Consider the following 15,682-nt stretch of genomic DNA (forward strand, 5'->3'; position numbering starts at 1 on the left):
CACCCGGCCGGGGGCTTTTCCGGCCGGGTGACGCAGCAGACAGGGTGATCGAGCGATCGCCGGGGATGCTGTCGGCGGTCCGTGAGACCCTTGGGGTGTCTTGACCACCTGAAGGAAAGCTCACCAGTGACCGCCACGGACCGCTCCATCGAGCTCATCAAGGCCGCCGCACAGTCGGCAGCCGACAAGCTCGCGCACGACATCATCGCGTACGACGTCAGCGACGTGCTGTCGATCACGGACGCCTTCCTGCTCGCCTCCGCGCCCAACGACCGCCAGGTCAAGTCGATCGTCGACGAGATCGAGGAGCGGCTCAGCAAGGAGCTCGGCGTCAAGCCGGTGCGCCGCGAGGGCGACCGCGAAGCCCGCTGGGTCCTCCTGGACTACGTGGACATCGTGGTGCACGTCCAGCACAGCGAGGAGCGTGTCTTCTACGCGCTCGAGCGTCTGTGGAAGGACTGCCCCGAGATCGAGCTGCCCGCCGACGCCGTCGCGACCCGCGGCAAGGCCGCCGAGCACGCCGAGCAGCGCGCCGAGGAGGAAGCAGCCGACCTGGACGGTGAGCTTCGGTGACCGCCCGCGGCTGCCGGATCATCCTGTGGCGGCACGGCCAGACGGCGTGGAACCTGGAGCGCCGCTTCCAGGGCTCCACGGACATCGAGCTGACCGACACCGGTGTCTCGCAGGCCAGGCGTGCCGCCCGGCTGCTCGCGTCGCTGAAGCCGGACGCCATCGTGGCGTCCGACCTCAGGCGGGCGGCGGCCACCGCGGCTGAGCTCGCCACTCTTACCGGCCTGGAGGTCACGCACGATGCGGGCCTCCAGGAGACGTACGCCGGTGAGTGGCAGGGTCTGACGCACGACGAGATCATCACGCGCTTCGGCGACCAGTACGCCGCGTGGAAGCGCGGCGAATCGGTGCGCCGCGGTGGCGGCGAGCTCGAGACCGAGGTCGCCGACAGGGCCGCGCCGATCGTGCTTCGCCATGCCGAGAAGCTGCCGGAGAACGGCACGCTCGTCGTGGTCAGCCACGGCGGCACGATCCGCACCACCATCGGCCGTCTCCTCGGCCTGGAGTCCCACCACTGGGAGGGCCTCGGCGGGCTCTCCAACTGCTGCTGGTCCGTGCTCGGACAGGGCGCGCGCGGCTGGCGCCTCCTCGAGCACAACGCCGGCACGCTGCCGGAGCCGGTGCTCGGCGACGACGATTAGCCCTGCGCCGGGCGGGTGTCGCAGCGGGTGCCGGGTCGGGCGTCAGAGCCGCTGGTCGGAGGGCCTGAGGGGGCCCGTCACCCGGATTTCACATTCCGGCTCGGCGCAGGCTAAAGTTCTTCTTGTTCACCCGCCGAGCGGGGGAAGAACACGCGGGGCTATAGCTCAGTTGGTAGAGCGCCTGCATGGCATGCAGGAGGTCAGGAGTTCAATTCTCCTTAGCTCCACACTTCGGATCCCGTCCTCATCAGAGGGCGGGATCCTTCCGTTTCCGGCGGCCTGAGCCGGCGCAGCTCCGCCGCCCGCAGTCGGCTCACCTCGTCGTCCGGTGTGTACGCGACGATCCGGCACTCCGGCATGCCGTTGATGGACAGCGAGACCGACGTCATCCGCAGCTCTCCGACCGCCGCGTGCCGGAACGTCTTCACACGCGGTCCTGGCGGCGCCACGTCCCCGCTCTCCCACAGCTCGGCGAAGTGCGCGCTCGCGGCGGACAGGCGGCGTATGAAGTCCTCCCAGGCGGGCTCGCCCACATGGCGTCCGTACGAACTGCGCAGCGTCGCCACCATCACCGGCAGCTCCGATTCGCGGAAGACCAGCGGGCAGACGGGGGCGGGCACGATGAACAGCGTCCACAGCACGTTCGGTACGCGCAGGACCGTCACCTGCGGGACGAAGAAGAGATCGCGGTAGGCGGGGTTGGTGGCGAGGATGTCGTACCGCGCGTTGTAGACCACGGCCGGATGCGGGTCGAGGGCGTCGATGATGCCCTGGATCTCGGGGCCGACGGACTCGGGGGACGCGGTCTCGCGGTCCGGCTCGAACGGAACCTCGGCCAGGTGGTACAGATGCTCGCGCTCCGGCTTGTCGAGGCGGAGCGTGCGCGCCACGGCGTCCAGGACCTGCGCCGACGCGTTGATCGGGCGGCCCTGCTCCAACCACGTGTACCAGGTGACGCCGACTCCGGAGAGCTGGGCGACCTCCTCGCGGCGCAGCCCCGGCGTGCGGCGGCGCAGGCCCGGCGGCATGCCCACGTCGGCCGGTGTCACCCTGGCTCTGCGGCTCCGCAGGAAGGTGGCGAGCTCGGGCCTTCGTCGCTGAGTCGTCCCCATCGTCGTCACGTCCCCCATCGTCGGTCCACGTCCCGGGCTTTGCCAGGTGCTGCCAGTACCAGCATCAGCGGGCTCTCGTTACCCGTACCAACTCGCCGTCACGCTCGGTCTCATGACAACGACCACTCCGTCCACCGCGGCGGATCCCGCTGATCCCTCGGATCCCGCTGATCCCTCGGATCCCGCTGATCCCTCGGATCCCGCTGGTTCAGCCGATTCCGTTGAATCAAGTCCCGCATTCAGTAAAGCCCCCGGCACTGACAATCGCCCCGGACGGCTCCTCGCGGTCGTCGTCGCCGCGCAGTTCATGGCACTGCTCGACGCCTTCATCGTCAATGTCGCCGCGCCCACCATCCGCGCCGAACTGGGCGCGTCGGGCGCCGGGTTGCAGCTGGTGATCGCCGGATACACCATCACGTACGCCGTGCTCCTGATCACCGGCGCGCGGCTCGGTGACCGCATCGGCCACCGTCGCGTCTACCTCGTGGGCCTCGCGGTCTTCACCGTCGCCTCGCTCGCCTGCGGACTCAGCCAGGGCACGGGCGAGTTGATCGCCTTCAGGCTGCTGCAGGGCGCGGGCTCGGCGCTGCTCATCCCGCAGGTCCTCAGCCTGATCCAGCGCAACTTCACCGGGGAGGCGCGGACGAAGGCGCTCGGCGCGTACTCGGCCGTGCTCGCCGTCGGGGCCGCGGCGGGGCAGGTGCTCGGCGGAATCCTGGTCAGCGCCGACCTGTTCGGCACGGGATGGCGCCCGGTGTTCCTGGTGAACGTGCCGGTCGGCGTGGTCCTGCTGATCATGGCCCGGCGTGTGCTGCCGCGTGACGCCTCCCCGAAGCCGGGGGAGGGGCAGCGGGCGGAGGGGCAGCCGGCGGAGGGGCAGCGGGCGCGTGGGCTCGATCTGCCGGGGCTCGTGCTGCTCGGCGCCACGGTCTCGCTGCTCACCGTGCCGCTGGTGCTCGGCCAGCAGGAGGGCTGGCCGCTGTGGTCCTGGCTCTCGATGGGCTCGGCGGTGGTCCTCTTCGCGCTCTTCTGCGGATACGAGTCCCGGCTCGCCCGCAGCGGCGGTACGCCGTTGATCGCGCCGCGGGTCCTGCGCATCCCCGGCATGGGCCTCGCGGTCTTCCGGATAGGCACCGCGATGGCTGTCAACGCGGGCTTCCTGTTCGTGCTCACGCTGCACGTCCAGGGCGGCCTCGGCTACAGCGCGCTGCGCGCCGGTCTGACGTTCGGTCCCACCGCCGTGGTCTTCGGCGCGGTCGGCCTGACCTGGCGGTACTGGCCGGCGGCAACCCAACGGGCACTGATCCCCTGTGGGTTCGCGCTCACCGCGGTGTCGACGGTCGCGGTGGGTCTGCTGCTGGGGGACGGCGGTCAGGGCGGACTGTGGCTGTATGCGGCCTTCATGGGCATCGGTGCGGGGCTCTCCCTGGGGTTCAGCCCGACACTCACCCGGGCACTCTCCACGGTGCGGCCGGAAGACGCCGCGGATGCCAGCGGACTGCTCGCGACGGTCACTCAGATCGGTCAATTGATCGGCGTCGCGGGTTTTGGCGCACTTTTCCTCAACCGGCTTGAGTCGCAAGGGGCTCCGGGGGCGTATTCATCCGCGGACGCCCTCCAGGTGTGCGCATATGCCCTGGCCGGAGCGGCGGCGCTGGGTGCCGTGTCCGGACTGGTACGACTGCGTCGCTGACCGGGTCGCTCAGGCCATGGCAGAATCGGACAACCGGAAGGGGACCGCGCCAGACCACCGAATGTGACCCGACGGGAGGGAGAGCGATGCCTGCGAGCATCCGCGATGAGGCCGCCGGCCCCATCGCAGTGGCCGCGCCACGCCGCGCTGCCGCTCCCTCCGCCGCGATCGCCCCCCATCTCACCTGTCCGTCCTGCGGTTCGTCCCATGTCGCCCAAGTGCTCGGCGACAACGGCGGTGTCTCGTACGTGTGCACGGCCTGCGGCCGCAGCTGGAGCTGATCGATGGGTGCACACAGGCGGAAGTGCGACTGGTGCGGCAGTGGTACGCCCATCGTCCGCGACATGGAACCGGTCAACCCGGACTACCAGTACTGGTGCGAGGAGTGCGCGCGGGCGCTGATCATAAAGGGCGACCCCATCGAGACGTACCGCGAGCTCGAAGGGGAGCCGATCTATGGACGGCTGCTCGACGAACACTGCACGCTCAAGCGCTTCTATTCCTTCGCCACGGCTTGATCCCTGATCGGATCCGGTCTCCGATTTCTCATAGCCCCTTGCAGCAGGAACGCGAGAGCGGTCCCTACGTAGAGGGCGGACAGCGTCATCTCGCCATAATTCTGGTCGAGTTCAAGCCGCCCCACGCCATGGGGAACCCACCACAGGGCGTACGAACAGAAGACGAGGACCACGGCGCCGGTGGCCGCCCACCGGGCCCGGCTGCCCCGGCGCACCGCATCCGTCCACAGGAGCAGCGCCATCGGCACGCACCACACCCAGTGGTGCGACCACGACACCGGGCTGACCAGGAGCGCCGTCGCCGCGCAGGCCACCGCCGCCCGGGCGCGCTCCCCGCGCAGCGCCGCGCGCACCGCCACCGCGAGACCGAGCGCGCAGGCCACCGCCGCGGCCACCGCCCACCAGGCGCCTGGCTCGTCGGTGTGCAGGAGGCGCGCCAGGGCCCCGCGCAGCGACTGGTTCGCGGTGTCCTCGGGGAGCCCGACCCGGCCCGCCTCGAAGACCATCCGGGTCCAGAAGCGCCAGGAGTCGTGCGGCAGGACGGCGGCCGCGAGCAGCGTCGCCCCGGCGAACGAGACGCCCGCCACGCACGCGTGGCGCACGGGCGGGCGCCAGTTTCCGCGCCGTACGGCCTCGGCGGCGCCGGTGAGCAGCAGGAAGACCACGAAGAGCGCGGGCGTGAGTTTGATCGCCGCCGCGATGCCGATGCCCAGGCCCGCCCAGCGGTGACCGGGGCGGCGTGACAGGTCCCACAGGACCAGGACGGCGAGCAGCAGATTGATCTGGCCGTACCGCAGGGTCGTCCACACCGGCTCCGCCCAGACGGCGAGCGCGGACACCCACAGGGCGGTCTCGGTGCTCTCGGTGCTCCGGGTGGGCCCGATGAGGCGCAGGGAGAGGTGGGCGAAGGCCACCAGGAGGAGCAGGTTCCCCAGGGTCGCCAGTGTGCGTATGTCCGCCGTGTCCAGGAGCGTCAGCGGGGTGAACAGCAGGGCGGCGAACGGCGGGTAGGTGGTGGGCAGGTGGGCCTCGGTGGTGCGCAGTGCGTAGAGGTCGCCGCCCGCGCGCGCGGTCTCGCCCTCGGCCCGGTAGACCATCAGGTCGATCATCGAGACGTCCGCGGCGCGCTGCGCGAGCCAGAAGGCCGTGAAGGAGAGCAGGCACACCCCGGCGGCGAGGGGCATGCGGCGGCGGGCGCCGGCAAGCGCGATCACGGTCACGAAGGCTGACAGTACCGGCCGTATCCGTACAGACCGGAAACGATTTGGTGGAGCACGGGGAGGACCGTGTAATGTTTACGAAGTCGCCGGGGGAACCGGGCGGACAAGCAAGGGGCTATAGCTCAGTTGGTAGAGCGCCTGCATGGCATGCAGGAGGTCAGGAGTTCAATTCTCCTTAGCTCCACAGCAAATGAGAGCGGGCCACCCGGATCGGGTGGCCCGCTTTCGTGTGTCTCCTAGAGGTGTCCCTTAGAGGTGTCTCCTAGGGGGTCATTGCCGTCCGCTGCCGAGCGCTCTGCGGCCACGGCCGCGGCCCGGCGGAAGCGCGAGCGGGAGTGCCGTGCGCGGCGAGGGCGCGGACGGGTCCTCCTCGATGCGCAGGGCGAGTGCGGGACAGCGGCGTACGGCGCGTGCGGCACGCGCTTCGGAGTAGCGCGGTACGGACGCTTCCGCCACCGAGGGGAAGCCGTCGGGGCCCAGCTGGATCAGCTCGGGGACGATGTCCGCGCACAGCCCGTGACCCTGGCAGAGCGTCCAGTCGACGGCGAGCCTGCGGCCGCTGGGGGCCTCGGCCTGCGGGACCTCTTCCTGGAGCGGCAGGACGCCCTCCACGGGGCGGCCGCAGCCGCCGCCCAGGACGTGCGCGGCGAGGTCGTCCGTGAACGCCGAGATGCTGGAGTCGATGAAGGCCGCCGTGCCGTCCGGGTGCTTGCAGGCGCCGCGCCGCTTCACGGCCCGTGTCACCTCGCGCAGCGCCTCCAGAGCGGTGGGACCGCCGCCGTCCAGGACGTCCGCGAGACCGCGGGCCGCCGCCGGGAGCCCCAGATAGCAGGGGCCGCACTGCCCCGCGCTCTCGCCGGCCAGCCAGTTCGCCACGTGCAGCGCTTCCCCGAGCGGACAGGTGCCCGGACCGATCGGCAGGATCGCGCCCGCGCCGAGCGCGCCGCCGCAGGCCTCCAGGGAGGCGCGTGAGACGACCGCGTCATGAGCGGTCACCGCGTCGAGCCACTTGCCGTGATAGCCGCCCGTCAGGACGCCCTGGGGGAGCGGCGGGGCGCCGGCGAGCTGCAGTACGTACCGCAGGGGCACTCCCGTGGGGACCTCGACCACCATGGGCCTCGCGACGGCTCCGGAGACGGTGAGCAGCACTGTGCCGGGCTCTTCCCGCAGGCCGGTGCGGCAGTAGCGGTCGGCGCCTATCCGGGCGGCGACCGCGAGCTGCGCGAAGGTCTCGGCGTTGGACAGGAGCGTGGGCGCGCCGCCCACTCCGGAGTCGGAGGTACGCACCTTGCGCCCCGGCGGCATCGGTGGCCCGCCGTCCGCCGAGCGCACCAGGGCGGAGGACTCTCCGGTCACCATGCGCACCGGATTGCGCTGCACGCGCGCGCGGATGGTCGATCCGCGCCGGTTGGTGAGGCCGCGCTCGGCGAGTGCCGCGAGCATCGAGGACTCGGTGGAGTCCCGGGTCACGCCCACCACGAGCGTGCGGGCGCCCAGGGCCTCGGCGGCAAGGAGGGCGCCGTCGAGGATGAGGTGCGGGGCGCGGTTGATCAGGACGGTGTCCTTGCGGCAGGCGGGTTCGTCCTCGCTGCCGTTGACGACGACCACGGGGCGCACTCCGCGACGTATCGCCGCGTCGGCGACCGCGCGCAGCTTCTTGGCGAAGGGGAAGCCCGCGCCGCCCCTGCCGCGCAGCGAGATGGCCTCGGAGAGGCCGGCGAGGGACTCGCCCGCCATGGGCTCGAGCGGGCCGTGCACCTTCAGGTGCATCGCCAGATCGAGGCGCTCGACCAGATCGAAGCCCGAGGTCAGGAGCGGAAGCCCGACGACGCGGACTTCGGGGACGTCGGGCAGCGACGCGTTCACTTGGGTCCTCCGGTGGCGGCGTTCCAGGGCTCGCCCGAACTCGGCGCCTGGAAGGTGTGGGGCAGCGGTTCGGTGGCGGGACCGCTGTCGTACGGGGCTTGGTACGGGGCCTCGTACGGAGGGCTGTACGGGGGGTTGTGGGCCGCGTCGTACTGCGGGTCGTACGCGGCGTCGTGGGAGCGGTAGGCGGCGTCAGGGGAGTCGTACGCCGTGGTGTGGGTGTCGTACGAGGTGTCGTACGGAATGTGCGGGGCCTCGGCCGGGGGAGGCGGGGACGGGGACGGCCAGCGGGGCGGGGGATCCATCGGGGGATCGGTGCGGGGGATGACCTGCGTGGGCTGGTTGGTGGAGGCGAGGACGCGGTAGGCCGCCGCGATGCCGACCACCGGGGGGTCGGGTACGGATTCGGGGGCGCGGCCGGGATCGGTGGCCGTACCGGGGAGCGGGGACTCGGTGGTGTCCCGGCGTACGGACTCCCTGCCGCCCGCCCTGCGCTCCGGTTCGAGGAGGGCCAGGATCCGGGCGGCCACTTTCCGCTTGACCGGGAGCGGGGCCGCGCGCAACGCGACCGCGCCCGCGACGGCGACCAGGCAGAGGCTGTACAGGGCGATCACCCACGGCTTGGGAGCGCGTCCCGCGTAAAGACCGTGGACGAGCGCCGAACACCAGGCGGGGTAGGCGAGCATGTGCAGCGCCCGCCAGCGCGACGCGACCTGGGCCGGCGACGCGAAGGCGCTGCGCAGGGCCCCGGTGACGCCGGTGACCACCATCAGGAGCCCGGCGAGCGAGCCGAGGCCGATGAGGCCGTCGCTGCCGGAGAAGCCGAGCCCGAAGGGGATGAGTGCGCCGACCGGCGACACGTGGTCGAGCGCGAGTTTGACGCTGACGTGCAGCAGGAGGAAGCCGATGGAGGCGACGGCGGTGGCCCGGTGCACGGCCTGGGCGAGCAGTCGCTGACGGGAGTGCAGGAAGAGCCGGTCGGTGGCGACCAGGCCCCAGACGACGGCGGCGGTCAGGGAGACCAGGGACAGGACGCCGGTGGTGAAGTCGAGTGCGGCGCGGAAGGCGTCGCTCCCGACTATGACGAGCAGGGGTATGAGCAGGAGTGCGGCGGTGGTCAGGACTCCGCGCGTGGTTCTGCTCGGTTCGGGGAAGGCTGCGAACGAACGGCTCTTGCGGCTCTTGCGGTTGGTGCGGTTGGTGCGGGTTTTGTGAGGAGGATTCAGAGAGTTCATGGGGGCGACTCCGAAATGGCTCGATCGCCGCATGCTAAGTGGCCGCATACCAGTGAGTACGGGGTTTGAGTTATTGCGTCGTTATCTAAACGCGATGCGATCTTGGTGTTGCCCCGATAGGGGTCGGTACGCGGGGTAACCTTTGGCCAAAGGTCGGGTTTCCGGGCCTCCGGCGGGTCAGTCCAGGCCTCCAGCGGGCCAAGGGATGGCGTGGAGCGGCGCGGTGGAACCTCGTCGCGAGCCGCGCGGGCGCTGCGGTACCCTGACGCCATGCGTGCCGTACGCCTTCTGCTTAGCGGGCCGCGCTGATCAGTCCCGACCGCCGGAAAATCGCGGTCGGCATCGGCGCGGCGTCCCCTCCTGTGTGAGGGGCTTTTTCATTTGGCCAGGACGGTCATTTCCGCAGGCAGAGACGATCGATGGAGCTTTGAGAATCATGAGCGAGACGAATTCCGCTGCCGCCGCCGAGGTGGCCGCGCCGCACCGCTACACGGCTGCCCTGGCCGCCGAGATCGAGGCACGCTGGCAGGACTTCTGGGACGCCGACGGCACGTACGAGGCGCCGAACCCGAGCGGCGACCTGGCGGCGGCCGCCGAGGGTTCTGCCGCGCAGGCCGCGCTGGTCGCCAAGCCCAAGAAGTTCATCATGGACATGTTCCCGTACCCCTCCGGAGCGGGCCTGCACGTCGGCCACCCGCTGGGATACATCGCCACGGACGTCTACGCGCGCTTCCAGCGCATGACGGGCCACAACGTCCTGCACACCCTGGGCTTCGACGCCTTCGGTCTGCCCGCCGAGCAGTACGCCGTGCAGACGGGCACGCACCCCCGGGTCTCCACCGAGGCCAACATCCAGAACATGAAGACGCAGCTGCGCGCTCTGGGCCTGGGCCACGACAAGCGCCGCTCCTTCGCGACGATCGACCCGGACTACTACAAGTGGACCCAGTGGATCTTCGTACAGATCTTCAACTCCTGGTACGACGGGGAGGCGAAGAGGGCCCGCCCGATCGCCGACCTGGTCGCGCAGTTCGACAGCGGTGAGCGTGCCGTACCGGGCACCACGCGCGCGTGGAGCGAGCTGACGGCCAACGAGCGCGCCGACCTGCTGAGCGAGTACCGCCTGGCGTACGCCTCCGACGCCCCCGTCAACTGGTGTCCCGGCCTGGGTACCGTCCTGGCCAACGAGGAAGTCACCGCCGACGGCCGCTCCGAGCGCGGCAACTTCCCCGTCTTCAAGGCCAAGCTGCGCCAGTGGAACATGCGCATCACGGCGTACGCGGACCGCCTGATCGACGACCTGGACGGCCTGGACTGGCCCGAGGCCATCAAGCTGCAGCAGCGCAACTGGATCGGCCGCTCCGAGGGCGCCCGCGTCGACTTCCCTGTCGGCTCCGGGGACGAGGCCATCACCGTCTTCACTACCCGCCAGGACACCCTGTTCGGCGCCACCTACATGGTCCTGGCGCCCGAGCACGAGCTGGTCGACAGGGTCGTCCCCGACGCCTGGCCCGAGGGCACCCACGAGACGTGGACCGGCGGGCACGCCACCCCGGCCGAGGCCGTCGCCAAGTACCGCGCGTTCGCCGCCTCCAAGTCCGACGTGGAGCGCCAGGCCGACGCCAAGGAGAAGACCGGCGTCTTCACCGGCGTCTACGCCACCAACCCGGTCAGCGGCGAGCAGGTCCCCGTCTTCATCGCCGACTACGTCCTGATGGGCTACGGCACCGGCGCGATCATGGCAGTCCCGGCGCACGACAGCCGTGACTTCGCCTTCGCGCGCGCCTTCCACCTGCCGATGCGCTGCGTGGTCGAGCCGTCCGACGACCGCGGCACCGACACGTCGACGTGGGACGAGGCCTTCTCCTCCTACGAGGCGAAGCTGATCAACTCCGCCAACCAGGAGATCTCGCTGGACGGCATGGACGTGACCGGCGCCAAGGCGCGCATCACCGGCTGGCTGGCCACCCGCGGCATCGGCGAGGGCACCGTCAACTTCCGCCTGCGCGACTGGCTGTTCAGCCGCCAGCGCTACTGGGGCGAGCCTTTCCCGATCGTCTACGACGAGGACGGCATCGCCCACTCGCTGCCCGAGTCGATGCTGCCCCTGGAGCTGCCGGAGGTCGACGACTACTCCCCGCGGACCTTCGAACCGGGCGACGCGGACACCTCTCCGGAGACTCCGCTGTCCCGCAACCAGGACTGGGTCAACGTCACCCTGGACCTGGGCGACGGACCCAAGAAGTACCGCCGCGAGACCAACACGATGCCCAACTGGGCCGGTTCGTGCTGGTACGAGCTGCGCTACCTGGACCCGCACAACGACCAGAAGCTGGTCGACCCGGCCATTGAGCAGTACTGGATGGGCCCGCGCGAGGGTCAGCCCACGGGCGGCGTCGACCTGTACGTGGGCGGCGCCGAGCACGCGGTGCTGCACCTGCTGTACGCCCGCTTCTGGTCGAAGGTGCTGTTCGACCTGGGACACATCTCGTCCTGCGAGCCGTTCCACAAGCTGTTCAACCAGGGCATGATCCAGGCCTACGTGTACCGCGACAGCCGTGGCTTCCCGGTCCAGGCCACCGAGGTCGAGGAGCGCGAAGGGCAGTACTTCTTCGAGGGCGAGCCGGTCAAGCGCGAGCTGGGCAAGATGGGCAAGTCCCTGAAGAACGCGGTCACCCCGGACGAGATCTGCGATGAGTACGGCGCGGACACCCTGCGTCTGTACGAGATGGCGATGGGCCCGCTGGACGTCTCGCGCCCGTGGGACACGCGCGCGGTGGTCGGCCAGTACCGCCTGCTGCAGCGCATGTGGCGTCTGATCGTCGACGAGTCGACCGGTGAGGCCACGGTCGCGGACGCCGCGGAGTCCGACGTCGCCGAGGGCACGCTGCGCGCCCTGCACAAGGCGATCGACGGCGTGCGCCAGGACCTGGAGGGCATGCGGTTCAACACCGCCATCGCCAAGATCACCGAGCTGAACAACTACCTGACCAAGGAGGGCGGGACGCTGCCGCGCCCGGTCGCCGAGCGTCTGGTGCTGCTGGTCGCTCCGCTGGCCCCGCACGTCGGCGAGGAGCTGTGGCGCAAGCTGGGCCACACCGACTCGGTCGTCCACCAGGACTTCCCCGTGGCCGATCCGGCGTACGTCGTGGACGAGACCGTGACCTGCGTCGTGCAGATCAAGGGCAAGGTCAGGGCGCGCCTGGAGGTCTCCCCGTCGATCTCGGACGAGGAGTTGGAGAAGGTGGCCCTGGGTGACGAGAGGGTTGTGGCGGCGCTGGACGGTGCCGGGATCCGCAAGGTCATCGTGCGGGCACCGAAGCTGGTGAACATCGTCCCGGCCTAGTCCTGGCCCAGTCCCGGCCCAGTCCCGTCCTAGAGGCACGCGGTAGGCGAGGGGCATGAGGGTAGTCCCCTACGGGCAGGTTGGGGGTTCCACTGGAACCCTCGGCCTGCCCTTTGCGTTTACCGTGGAAGGGTCGGTGCGGAACTCGCCGCAGGACCCGGGAGGAGCGTCATGGAGGCCGTGGGCGTGATCGTGGCGCTGCTCGTAGTGCTGTTTCTGGTCTTTGGTGTGTACATGACGGTGAAGGCGGTCGGCGCCGCCAAGCGCGGCGTGGACCGCACGATCTCGCAGGCGCGCCGGTCGGTGGAGGACACGACGCTGCGCGCGCGGAGCTTCGCGCAGGTGGGCCCGGCCGCCGAAGTGGCCCAGCTGAGGCTCTCGTTGCGTACGTCGATGCGGGCCACGCAGGACGCCCTGCAGGCGGGCGTCGTCGAGGACGTCTCGCTGAAGGAGTCCCTGGGGCTCTTCGAGCGGCTCAGCGCGCACGGCCACGAGCTGGACGAAGAGCTCAGGCGCCTTGAGCGGGACCCGGACAAGAAATCCCTGGCCCAGCGGCTCCCCGCGCTGCGCGAGCGTACGACGCAGATCACCAAGTCGGCGGACTCGCTGCGGTGGGCGGTGCGTGAAAGGGCCCACCGTTTCGCGGACGACGATCTGGAATCGCTGAGCTCGCAGATCGACCTGGAGACGGGCGCGCTGCGGCACTGGACGAAGGAGCCCGCGCCCGCACAGACCCCCGCCGCGTGGCCCGAGCCCGAGCAGGCGGCGGACGCGGACAAGAGTGCGGAGCAGACGTGGACGGAGCCGTCGCAGGAGCCGGGGTCGTCCGCGTCGGAGGAGCAGGCGCGGCCCGCCATCACGCCTCCGACGAAGCGACCCTCCTATCCCTGGGAGAAGCAGGCAAGGCCCGAGAGCACGACATGACCGCGAGGGTGATGCGGCAGGGCCGGGAGTACGAATGGCAGACTGGACCGCAAGGGGTCGGGCTGCCGCCGTCGGGCCCAGGCAGGTAATCTCCACCGCATGTCCCGTCATGTCGCGATCGTCACGGATTCAACGGCCTATCTGCCGCAGCGGACGATGGAGCGGCACGGCATCACGTCGGTACCCCTGACGGTGGTCCTCGGCGACCAGGCGCTCGAAGAGGGCACCGAGATCTCCGCCCGCTCCCTCGCCCTGGCGCTGCAGAAGCGGCGCTCTGTGACCACCTCGCGGCCGAGCCCGGAAGTCTTCGCCCAGACCTATCGCAAGGTCGCAGAGTCGGGCGCGACGGACATCGTCTCGCTGCATCTGTCCGCCGAGTTCTCGGGCACGTACGACGCGGCGGCCCTCGCGGCGAAGGACGCGCCGGTGCCGGTCCGGGTGGTGGACACCGGCATGGTCGCGATGGCCCTGGGCTTCTGCGCGCTGGCGGCGGCGGAGGCGGCCGAGTCCGGCGGCTCGGTGGACGAGGCGGTGACCGCGGCGGAGAAGCGGGCCGCGAACACGTCCGCGTACTTCTACGTCGACACCCTGGACTATCTCCGCCGGGGCGGCCGGATCGGCGCCGCGCAGGCGCTGTTGGGCTCGGCCCTTGCCGTGAAGCCGCTGCTTCAGCTGGACGGCGGGCGCATCGAGATGCTGGAGAAGGTGCGGACGGCGTCCAAGGCGATCGCCCGCCTCGAGGAGATCGTGATCGAGCGGGCCGGCGCGGACCGCGTCGACATCGCGGTGCATCATCTGGCGGCGCCCGAACGGGCCTCGACCCTCGCGGACCGGCTCAGGGACCGGGTGCCCGGCCTTGCGGAGCTGCATGTCAGCGAGGTCGGGGCGGTGATCGGGGCGCATACGGGGCCCGGGTTGTTGGGGGCTGTGGTTTCGCCCTGGTGAGCGATGGGCGGTGAGGTGAGGATGGCTCGTGGTCCTTCTCGCGGGTGATGGGGTTATCCACAACTGCCCGGTAATCCACGGGAATTGACCAAGATCAACAAGATTCCGCCGCGGTGTCTAGCGTCGTCGGCATGGCACTTCGATCACCTTCACGGACACCTGTCGCCACGAGCGGACCGGGGCGCGGCCCGGCATCCGACGGCCGCGTCCCCGCGTCCGGCGGCCCCGAGCGATACGGCCAGGCCCGCAGACGGGCGGCAAGGCGCAGACACGCTTCAGGGGAGGCACGGGCGCGTGCGCGTGCGCTGGCGTTACGGCAGCGCACGGAGTCACTCTTCAGCGAGCCTGAACGGGCGGGTGACGAAGAGGGCTTGGAGCCCGCGGGGCGGGTGCGGGGTGGGCCGGTGTCGCATCCAGAGCGGCAGGGCGCGCGATGGCGTCAGCCGGTGCTGGAGGAGGCGGGGCAGGCGCAGGCGCAGACCGGGTCCTTCTCGCGGGACGTGCGGCCGTGTCGGGCGGCGGTGCCGCAGTCGGGGACTGTTCCGCAGCCGCAGGCCGGGCTGCCCTCGCGTGCTGCGTCGTGGTCCGAGGCGGAGACGGTGGCGCCCTCTCCGGCACGGACCGTGCGGAGGCGTCGGGCTGTGCCGCGGGTGCAGGATGTCGCAGTGGCTCAGGCGCGGCAGCGGGCCGCGGTGCAACCCGAGGCTGCGACGATGCCGTCGGCGCAGTCGCAGGCCGTGCGGCCCGCCAAGATCGTGTCGCAACCTCGGTCGGTGTCGCAGCCCCGGGACCAGGCTCAGCAACAATCGGCGTCGCCCGCAGCCGGTGGTGAGTTCGTGGCGCCGTTGCGGGGGCGGGTGGGGCTTGCCGTGCGGGAGCGGTTGCCCTTGTGGCTGCAGCTGCGGTGCGGTCTTGAGCGGCGGAGCCTGGTCGCCCTCGCGGTGGTCCTCGCCCTTGCCGCGGTCTTCGCCGCCCAGCACTTCTGGTCAGGGCGTACGCAGCCGGTGCGGGCGCCGGACGTGGTCGGTGCGGCACCCGATCGGGGTGCGGAGCCGTCTCCGTCACCGGGAGCCCCAGCCTCCCCGGAAGAGGGCGGCGCAGGTGGCATTCCCGGCGCGGGCGGCGGCAGGGTCGTCGTGGACGTCAGCGGCAAGGTCCGCAGCCCCGGGATTCTGAGGCTCCCCGCGGGTTCCCGGGTCGCCGACGCGCTGAAGGCCGCGGGCGGGGTTCGCCCCGGTGCGGACACGGACGGACTCAACCGCGCCCGCCTGCTCATCGACGGCGAACAAGTGGCCGTGGGTGCCCCGGCGGCTCCGGCGGCTCCGGCAGTGCCTGGCGCGGAGGCGGGCGCCGGGCCGACGGGAGCGAGTCCCACCGCGCCGGTAGGCCTCAACACGGCCACAGCCGAGCAACTCGACGAACTGCCCGGCGTAGGCCCCGTGCTGGCCCAGCACATCATCGACTACCGCACGGAACACGGCGGTTTCCGCGCGGTGGACGAGCTGCGCGAGGTCGACGGAATCGGCGACAGGCGCTACGCGGACCTGCAGAACCTCGTGCGGCCATGAGGCCGAGGAGCAGGACTGCTGAGTCGAGGAGTCGGGCGGCCGCG

General features: G+C 70.9%; 13 protein-coding genes and 2 tRNA genes. 11 read left to right on the plus strand and 4 right to left on the minus strand.

The annotated features are described in order from the left end of the window. Nucleotides 1–126 precede the first annotated feature (126 nt). From rsfS to ACWFRJ_RS08510, 3 genes are all read left to right on the plus strand, one after another. Nucleotides 127–573: a ribosome silencing factor gene (rsfS, locus tag ACWFRJ_RS08500; protein WP_453525829.1), complete on the plus strand. Its 447-nt coding sequence runs from the start codon at nt 127–129 to the stop codon at nt 571–573. Then, on the plus strand, nt 570–1,211 hold the full coding sequence (locus ACWFRJ_RS08505; protein WP_453525832.1) for a histidine phosphatase family protein: 642 nt from the start codon (nt 570–572) through the stop codon (nt 1,209–1,211). The genes rsfS and ACWFRJ_RS08505 overlap by 4 nt, the downstream gene beginning before the upstream one ends. A gap of 154 nt (nt 1,212–1,365) precedes the next feature. Further along, nucleotides 1,366–1,438, plus strand: a tRNA-Ala gene (locus ACWFRJ_RS08510). Here the strand turns inward: ACWFRJ_RS08510 and ACWFRJ_RS08515 are convergent. Then, nucleotides 1,430–2,341 carry a helix-turn-helix transcriptional regulator gene (locus tag ACWFRJ_RS08515; RefSeq protein WP_453525835.1) on the minus strand — a complete coding sequence of 304 codons (912 nt, stop codon included), beginning with the start codon at nt 2,339–2,341 and terminating at the stop codon, nt 1,430–1,432. The two genes, ACWFRJ_RS08510 and ACWFRJ_RS08515, sit on opposite strands and share 9 nt — an antisense overlap. A 289-nt stretch (nt 2,342–2,630) precedes the next feature. On the opposite strand from ACWFRJ_RS08515, the gene ACWFRJ_RS08520 reads away from it, so the two are divergent. The 3 genes from ACWFRJ_RS08520 (at nt 2,631) to ACWFRJ_RS08530 (ending at nt 4,534) form a co-directional block, all read left to right on the plus strand. Continuing rightward, entirely contained in the window at nt 2,631–4,016 is a 1,386-nt protein-coding gene (locus ACWFRJ_RS08520) for an MFS transporter (protein WP_453525838.1), read from the plus strand. A gap of 86 nt (nt 4,017–4,102) precedes the next feature. Further along, complete coding sequence (locus ACWFRJ_RS08525; protein ID WP_453525841.1) at nt 4,103–4,297, plus strand: hypothetical protein; 195 nt, start codon at nt 4,103–4,105, stop codon at nt 4,295–4,297. Nucleotides 4,298–4,300: 3 nt separating this feature from the next. After that, the gene (locus ACWFRJ_RS08530) at nt 4,301–4,534 is read left to right on the plus strand and encodes a hypothetical protein (RefSeq protein ID WP_016643127.1); all 234 of its coding nucleotides are present in this window, start codon (nt 4,301–4,303) and stop codon (nt 4,532–4,534) included. On the opposite strand, the gene ACWFRJ_RS08535 is transcribed toward ACWFRJ_RS08530, so the two are convergent. Beyond that, a complete protein-coding gene (locus ACWFRJ_RS08535) occupies nt 4,513–5,754 on the minus strand; it encodes a glycosyltransferase 87 family protein (protein ID WP_453525845.1) in 1,242 nt (413 codons plus the stop codon). The genes ACWFRJ_RS08530 and ACWFRJ_RS08535 overlap by 22 nt on opposite strands. 111 nt (nt 5,755–5,865) lie before the next feature. On the opposite strand from ACWFRJ_RS08535, the gene ACWFRJ_RS08540 reads away from it, so the two are divergent. Next, nucleotides 5,866–5,938: transfer RNA gene (locus tag ACWFRJ_RS08540), tRNA-Ala, on the plus strand. Nucleotides 5,939–6,024: 86 nt separating this feature from the next. Here ACWFRJ_RS08540 and ACWFRJ_RS08545 read toward each other — a convergent pair. Next, nucleotides 6,025–7,620 carry a ferredoxin gene (locus ACWFRJ_RS08545; protein ID WP_453525848.1) on the minus strand — a complete coding sequence of 532 codons (1,596 nt, stop codon included), beginning with the start codon at nt 7,618–7,620 and terminating at the stop codon, nt 6,025–6,027. Further along, the gene (locus ACWFRJ_RS08550; RefSeq protein WP_453525851.1) at nt 7,617–8,855 is read right to left on the minus strand and encodes a cytochrome b/b6 domain-containing protein; all 1,239 of its coding nucleotides are present in this window, start codon (nt 8,853–8,855) and stop codon (nt 7,617–7,619) included. Before ACWFRJ_RS08550 ends, ACWFRJ_RS08545 begins: the two co-directional genes overlap by 4 nt. 436 nt (nt 8,856–9,291) lie before the next feature. Here ACWFRJ_RS08550 and leuS point away from each other — a divergent pair, with 436 nt between their 5' ends. From leuS to ACWFRJ_RS08570, 4 genes are all read left to right on the plus strand, one after another. Continuing rightward, nucleotides 9,292–12,201, plus strand: a complete 2,910-nt coding sequence (gene leuS / locus ACWFRJ_RS08555) for a leucine--tRNA ligase (protein ID WP_453525854.1) — start codon at nt 9,292–9,294, stop codon at nt 12,199–12,201. A gap of 171 nt (nt 12,202–12,372) precedes the next feature. Next, nucleotides 12,373–13,125 (plus strand): hypothetical protein, encoded by a 753-nt coding sequence (locus ACWFRJ_RS08560; protein WP_453525856.1) that lies wholly within the window; start codon nt 12,373–12,375, stop codon nt 13,123–13,125. Nucleotides 13,126–13,224: 99 nt separating this feature from the next. Next, nucleotides 13,225–14,070, plus strand: a complete 846-nt coding sequence (locus ACWFRJ_RS08565) for a DegV family protein (protein ID WP_453525859.1) — start codon at nt 13,225–13,227, stop codon at nt 14,068–14,070. Nucleotides 14,071–14,843: 773 nt separating this feature from the next. Beyond that, a complete protein-coding gene (locus tag ACWFRJ_RS08570; RefSeq protein WP_453525862.1) occupies nt 14,844–15,638 on the plus strand; it encodes a helix-hairpin-helix domain-containing protein in 795 nt (264 codons plus the stop codon). Nucleotides 15,639–15,682: the final 44 nt, after the last annotated feature.

Source organism: Streptomyces sp. NPDC055239 (assembly GCF_053606205.1).